Source organism: Streptomyces sp. adm13(2018) (assembly GCF_008042145.1).
Lineage (GTDB): Bacteria > Actinomycetota > Actinomycetes > Streptomycetales > Streptomycetaceae > Streptomyces.
Genome location: NZ_RDBH01000129.1, coordinates 1,856,747 through 1,863,029 on the forward strand (window position 1 = coordinate 1,856,747; position 6,283 = coordinate 1,863,029).

Annotated in this window: 3 protein-coding genes and 1 pseudogene; 2 read left to right on the top strand and 2 right to left on the bottom strand. The window is 74.0% G+C overall.

The annotated features are described in order from the left end of the window. A pseudogene (locus EAO70_RS25335) lies at positions 1-2,064 on the bottom strand (glycoside hydrolase family 31 protein); the annotation flags it as partial. 214 nt (positions 2,065-2,278) lie between these two features. Here EAO70_RS25335 and EAO70_RS25340 point away from each other — a divergent pair. Continuing rightward, positions 2,279-4,252 (top strand): acetoacetate--CoA ligase, encoded by a 1,974-nt coding sequence (locus EAO70_RS25340; RefSeq protein ID WP_148005053.1) that lies wholly within the window; start codon positions 2,279-2,281, stop codon positions 4,250-4,252. A 102-nt stretch (positions 4,253-4,354) separates the two neighbouring features. Here EAO70_RS25340 and EAO70_RS25345 read toward each other — a convergent pair whose 3' ends face one another. Beyond that, positions 4,355-5,674, bottom strand: coding sequence for a GntR family transcriptional regulator (locus EAO70_RS25345; RefSeq protein WP_148005054.1), 1,320 nt, complete (start codon positions 5,672-5,674; stop codon positions 4,355-4,357). A 46-nt stretch (positions 5,675-5,720) separates the two neighbouring features. On the opposite strand from EAO70_RS25345, the gene EAO70_RS25350 reads away from it, so the two are divergent. Beyond that, positions 5,721-6,283: MFS transporter (locus EAO70_RS25350; protein WP_261993020.1), on the top strand; the 563-nt coding region annotated here is incomplete at its 3' end.

Sequence of the window (6,283 nt, forward strand, 5' to 3'; positions counted from 1 at the left end):
CCGTCACCCGCTCCACCACCACCCGGCCGTCCACCCGCCGCGACTGGTAGCGCTCGATCTCGGCGGTCTCCCAGCCGTCCCCCGTGTCCCGTACGACGAGCCCGCCGCCCGTCCGCCCGGCGGCCGGCGCCCACACCTCAAAGGCCGGCTCCCCGTCCTCGCCGCGCACCGCGAGCACCGACCCCGCCCGTGCCAGCACCGGCACCCGGGAGAGCGGCGCGTCGAGCAGCACCTGCCCTGGACCCTCGTACGCCTGCCCCGTCGCCGTGTCGTACCAGCGCCCGCGCGGCAGCCGCACCGCCCGCCGGTCGGCTCCCGCGGTCAGGACCGGCGCCACCAGCAGCGCGTCGCCGAGCAGGAACGCGTCCTCGCAGTCCCGCAGCACCCGGTCCTCGGGCGTCCCCCACCACAGCGGACGGACGTAGGGCGCGCCCGTCATCCGGGCGAGCCGTGCCAGCGTCGTGAAGTACGGCCGCAGCCGCTCCCGTTCTGCCAAGGCCGCGCGCGCGTGCTCCAGCACCTCGGGCCCGAACTCCCACGGTTCGCGCCGCCCCGCGCCGATCGCCGCGTGGGTGCGGAACAGCGGCAGCCACGCCCCCAGCTGGTACCAGCGCAGGAACAGCTCCGGCGTCGGGCTCCCGTCGAAGCCGCCCACGTCCGGACCCGAGTACGGCACTCCGCACAGCCCGAGCCCCAGCACCAGGGCGAGCGAGGCCCGCAGCCCCGGCCAGCCCGTCGCCACGTCCCCGGACCAGGTGCCCCCGTACCGCTGCATCCCCGCCCAGCCGGAACGCGAGAACAGGAAGGGCCGCTCGTCGGGCCGCAGCCGGCGCAGCCCCTCGTACCCGGCCCGGGCCATCGCGAGCCCGTACACGTTGTGCGCCTCGCGGTGGTCGCCGCCCCGCCCGTCCAGGGCGTGCCGCGCCGAACGCGGCAGCGTCATGTCGCCGAGGGGCGCGAAGGAGACCGGCTCGTTCATGTCGTGCCACACCCCGGCGAAGCCCTGCCGGAGCCGCTCCTCGTACAGCTCCCCCCACCACTCCCGTACCGCCGGATCGGTGAAGTCGGGATAGGCGCACTCGCCGGGCCACACCACCCCGCGGACCTCGTCGCCCCGCGCGTCCCGGACGAAGACCCCGGCCGCCCGGCCGCTGTCGTACACCGCGTTCCCCGGTTCGGCCTTCACCGCCGGGTCCACGATCGTGACCAGCCGCACGCCCTGCTCCCGCAGCTCCTTCGCGAGGCCCGGCAGGTCGGGGAAGCGCTCCCGGTCGACCGTGAACACCCGGTGCCCGTCATAGTGGTCGATGTCCAGGTGGACGGCGGACAGCGGCAGCCCCCGCTCGCGGTATCCCGCCACGACCCGCCGCACCTCGCGCTCGCTGCCGAACCCCCAGCGCGCGTGCTGCGGCCCCAGCGCCCAGTCCGGCGGCAGCGCGGGCGCGCCCGTGAGCGCCGCCCAGCCGTGCAGCACGCGCGCGGGGGTGCCGACCACCACCCAGCAGCGCAGTGGACCGCCGCCCATCCGGACCTCGCTGGTCCCCGGCCGGTCGTGCCCGGAGCCCGCGCCCTCCTCGCCCTCGGCGAGCGTGACCCGGCCGTCCCAGGAGTTGTCGTGGAAGGCCAGGTGGGTGCCCGCGTCCGAGACGACGAACTGCACGGGCATGGTGATGTAGAGCGGATCGTCCCCGGGACCGAAGCTCCCCTTGGGATCGGTGTTCCAGAGGCGGTACGAGCCGTCCCGCAGCCGCGGTCCGGCCGACCGCCCGCCCAGCCCGAAGAACCGCGCGTCCGCGGGCACCTCACTCCGCTGCACCCACCGCGCGGCCCCACCGACCGAAGGGACACACTGATCCGCAGCGAGGACCGGGCGAACCGGACGATCCCCCCACCGGGCGCGGGCTCCGCGTCYGTCGCGGGCCCCGGCACCCGGGCCCGCTCCGCCCCCCTCGGCGGCAGCCCCCACGCGTCCGTCCGACGCCGGCGCCACGCCGTCCGTACCGTCCGCAACCCCTGCACCGAGCCGAACACCTTCATCGAACGCACCAGTCCACGACCGTCCATGCGGCTCACCCTGCCACCCGCCAGGCTCCGAACAGGCTCCGTTCAACCGGCGTTCACCCGTGGTGGGAGCACATATTCAACTACCCGACCATGGGCGGGCAGCCCTGGTGCGAACGACGATCACATGGGATCGTCCTGTCAGCCGCGTCACGCGCACACCCCAGCACGTGCGCCGGACACACGCCGACCCCGCGTACAGCCAGGGAGCAGCCCCATGACATCAGCGCACACCGAGCCGCCGCTCTGGCAGCCGGACGAGGAACACATCGCCGCGGCCGCCGTGACCCGCTTCCAGACCTGGGCCGCCGAGCACCACGGCGCCCCGGCCGAGGGCGGATACCCGGCGCTCCACCGCTGGTCCGTCGAGGAGCTCGAAGCCTTCTGGCAGGCGGTCGTCGAGTGGTTCGACATCCGTTTCTCCACCCCGTACGAGCGCGTCCTCGGCGACCGCTCGATGCCCGGCGCCGACTGGTTCCCCGGCGCCACCCTCAACTACGCCGAGCACGCCCTGCGCGCCGCCGCCGAGCGCCCCCACGACACGGCTCTGCTCCATGTGGACGAGACGCAGGACCCCGTGCCGGTCACCTGGGCCGAGCTCCGCCGCCAGGTCGGCTCCCTCGCCGCCGAACTCCGCGCCCTCGGCGTGCGCCCCGGCGACCGGATCAGCGGCTACCTGCCGAACGTCCCGCAGTCCGTCGTGGCCCTCCTCGCCACCGCCGCGGTCGGCGGGGTGTGGACCTCCTGCGCCCCCGACTTCGGCGCCCGCAGCGTCCTCGACCGCTTCCAGCAGGTCGAGCCGGTCGTCCTCTTCACCGTCGACGGCTACCGCTACGGCGGAAAGGAGCACGACCGCCGCGACACCGTCGCCGAGCTGCGCGCCGAGCTCCCCACCGTCCGCGCGGTCGTCCACGTCCCGCTGCTCGGCACCCCCGCCCCCGAGGGCACCCTCGCCTGGGACGACCTGGTCGCCGGGGACGTCGAGCCGGTCTTCGAGCAGCTGCCGTTCTCGCACCCGCTGTGGGTCCTGTACTCCTCCGGCACCACCGGTCTGCCCAAGGCCATCGTCCAGTCCCAGGGCGGCATCCTCGTCGAGCACCTCAAGCAGCTCGGCCTGCACTGCGACCTGGGCCCCGAGGACGTGTTCTTCTGGTACACGTCCACCGGCTGGATGATGTGGAACTTCCTCGTCTCCGGCCTGCTCACCGGCTCGACCGTCGTCCTGTACGACGGGAGCCCCGGCTACCCCGACACCGCCGCCCAGTGGCGCGTCGCCGAACGCACCCGCGCCACCCTGTACGGCACCTCCGCCGCGTACGTGATGGCCTGCGCCAAGGCGGACGTCCATCCGGGACGCGACTTCGACCTGTCAGCCGTCAGGTGCGTCGCCACCACCGGCTCCCCGCTGCCGCCGGACGGCTTCCGCTGGCTCCACGACGAGGTCCGCGAGAACCTCTGGATCGCCTCCGTCAGCGGCGGCACCGACGTGTGCTCCTGCTTCGCCGGCGCCGTCCCCACCCTCCCGGTCCACATCGGCGAGCTCCAGGCGGCCGGCCTCGGCACCGACCTCCAGGCCTGGGACGCGTCCGGCAAGGCCGTGACCGGAGAGGTCGGCGAACTCGTCGTCACCAACCCCATGCCGTCAATGCCGATCCACTTCTGGAACGACCCGGACGGCAGCCGCTACCGCGACAGCTACTTCGATATGTACCCGGGCGTCTGGCGCCACGGGGACTGGATCACCATCACCGACCGGGGCTCGGTCGTCATCCACGGCCGCTCCGACTCCACCCTGAACCGCCAGGGCGTCCGGATGGGCAGCGCCGACATCTACGAGGCCGTCGAACGACTCCCCGAGATCCGCGAGTCCCTCGTGATCGGCCTGGAGGAGCCGGACGGCGGCTACTGGATGCCGCTCTTCGTCCACCTCGTCGACGGCGCCACGCTGGACGAGGAGCTGACCGCCCGCATCCAGCGGACGATCCGCACCGAACTGTCCCCCCGGCACGTCCCCGACGAGATCATCGAGGTCCCGGGCGTCCCCCACACCCTCACGGGCAAGCGCATCGAGGTCCCGGTCAAGCGCCTCCTCCAGGGCACCCCCCTGGCCAAGGCCGTCAACGCGGGCTCGGTCGACGACCTCGGCCTCCTGCGCTTCTACGAGTCCCTGGCGGCCGCCCGCCGGGCCTGACCCGCGCTACCCCTCTCGGCGCCCCCGGCAGCCCGCCGGGGGAGCCGACCGCCGCCTGGGCCGATACGCGCGCGCCCGCCCCCGCGCACCACCGCCACGGCGTCAACCTCCGTACGTCGCCTGCGCGTCCCCCAGCACCTCGGCGAAGTCCGCCGCCAGCCGCACCGCGTCGGCCGGCGCGAGCGTCGAGGAGGTGATCCGCACGGCCGGCGGGGAGGCGATCCGGAAGCGGGCCCCCGCGGCGACCCACCAGCCCTGCGTCCGCAACCCGTTGACGACGGCGGACTCGTCCCGCACCGGCACCCACACGTTCAGCCCGCTCGCCCCGACCGACCTGATCCGGTGCGCGCCGAGGGCGTCGATCAGCGCCGTACGCCGCTCCGCGTACGCCGCCTCGCCCCGGGTCACGAGCGCGCGTACCGCCTCGTCGCGCAGGAGGCCGGACACCGTCTCCTGGAGGATGTGGCTGACCCAGCCGGAGGTCATCAGCATCCGGCCGTCGTGCCGTGCCAACGTGGTCGCGTCGCACGCCACACCGGCCCAGCGCAGGTCGATCCCGAGGTGCTTCGACACCGTCCGCACCTGGGCCCACCGTGCGAGCCCGGCCGCCGCGAGCGTGTGCGCCGCGGCCCCGCCGATCTCCGCGTTGTGGTCGTCCTCGACGACCAGCACCTCGGGGAAGTCCCGCAGCACCGCGACCAACTCGTCCCGTCGCGACCGGCTGAAGAACGCCCCGGTCGGACTCTGGCCCCGCGGACTGCACACCACGGCGCGCACGCCGCCCCGCAACGCCGCCCGAAGCGACTCGGGTACGAGCCCCTCGCCGTCCACGGTCACGGGGACGGTCCGCAGCCCCAACGCGGGGACCAGGTCGAGCAGATGGTGAAACCCCGGATCCTCGACGGCCACCGGGTCACCCGGCCGCAGCTCGGTCGAGAGGAGCCGGGCGATGCAGTCGAGCGCCCCGTGCGCGAAGGTCACGTGCCGCGCCGGGACCCCGTCGCGCGCGAACCACTGCCGGGTCACCTCCTCCAGCGCGGCGAGGCGCGGGGCGGCGCGATGGGACCCGTACACGGGGGTGACGGGCGACGGCGGCCGCAGTACGGGAAGGAAGGCGGGGTCGGGATGGCCGCCCGCCAGGTCCACCAGGCCCTGGGGCACCCGCGGCGGTCGCCGCGAGGCCACCGAAGGGGTCTCCGCCACCACCGTCCCGCCCCGGCCCCGCGTGACGACGAGACCGCGCTGCCGCAGCTCCTTGTAGGCCGTCGCGACCGTGCCCGGACTCACCCCCAGCTCGTCCGCGAGCCGTCGTACGGGCGGCAGGGCGTCGCCGGGGGAGAGGCCGCCCTCGGCGACACCCCGCTCCACGGACGCGGCAATCCCCTTGGCCGTCGTGCCATCGATCGAATATTGTGCTGCCACGTAATCAATTATGTATCAGTACAATGTACTTCGCAAGGGGGACCCGATGAGCCGCACCACCCACACCACCCGAACAGCCTTCAAGGACCGCGTCCCCGGCGGCAGAGACGGCCGCCGCATGCTCGTCATCGGCTTCATCGACAAGTGCGGCACCGGACTCTGGGCCACCGCCATGGCCCTCTACTTCACGTTCGTCACCGGACTCGACCTCGGTCAGGTCGGCCTCCTCATCGCCGTGTCCGGAGCCGTCGGCATCGCGGGCGCCCCCCTCGGCGGACGGCTCGCCGACCGCTTCCCCCTCGTCCGCGTCATCATCGGCACCCAACTGCTCCGCGCCGCCGCCCTCCTCGCCCTCCTCACCACCGACGACTTCACACTGCTCGTCCTCTTCTCGGCCGCGGGAGCCCTCCCGGACCGCGCCACCAACGTCCTCACCAAGCTCTACGCCGCCCGCGTCGCCGGCCCCGACCGCATCCGCTACCAGGCCATCAACCGCACCACCTCCAACATCGGCTGGACCCTCGGCGGCCTCGGCGCCGCGGCCGCCCTCGCCGTCGGCAGCAGCACCGCCTTCCACCTGCTCCTCATCGGCGACGCCCTCTCCTACCT

Excerpts from the sequence above, each read along its gene's own strand:
- EAO70_RS25340 (WP_148005053.1), top strand. The coding sequence starts at position 2,279 with ATGACATCAGCGCACACCGAGCCGCCGCTCTGGCAGCCGGACGAGGAA.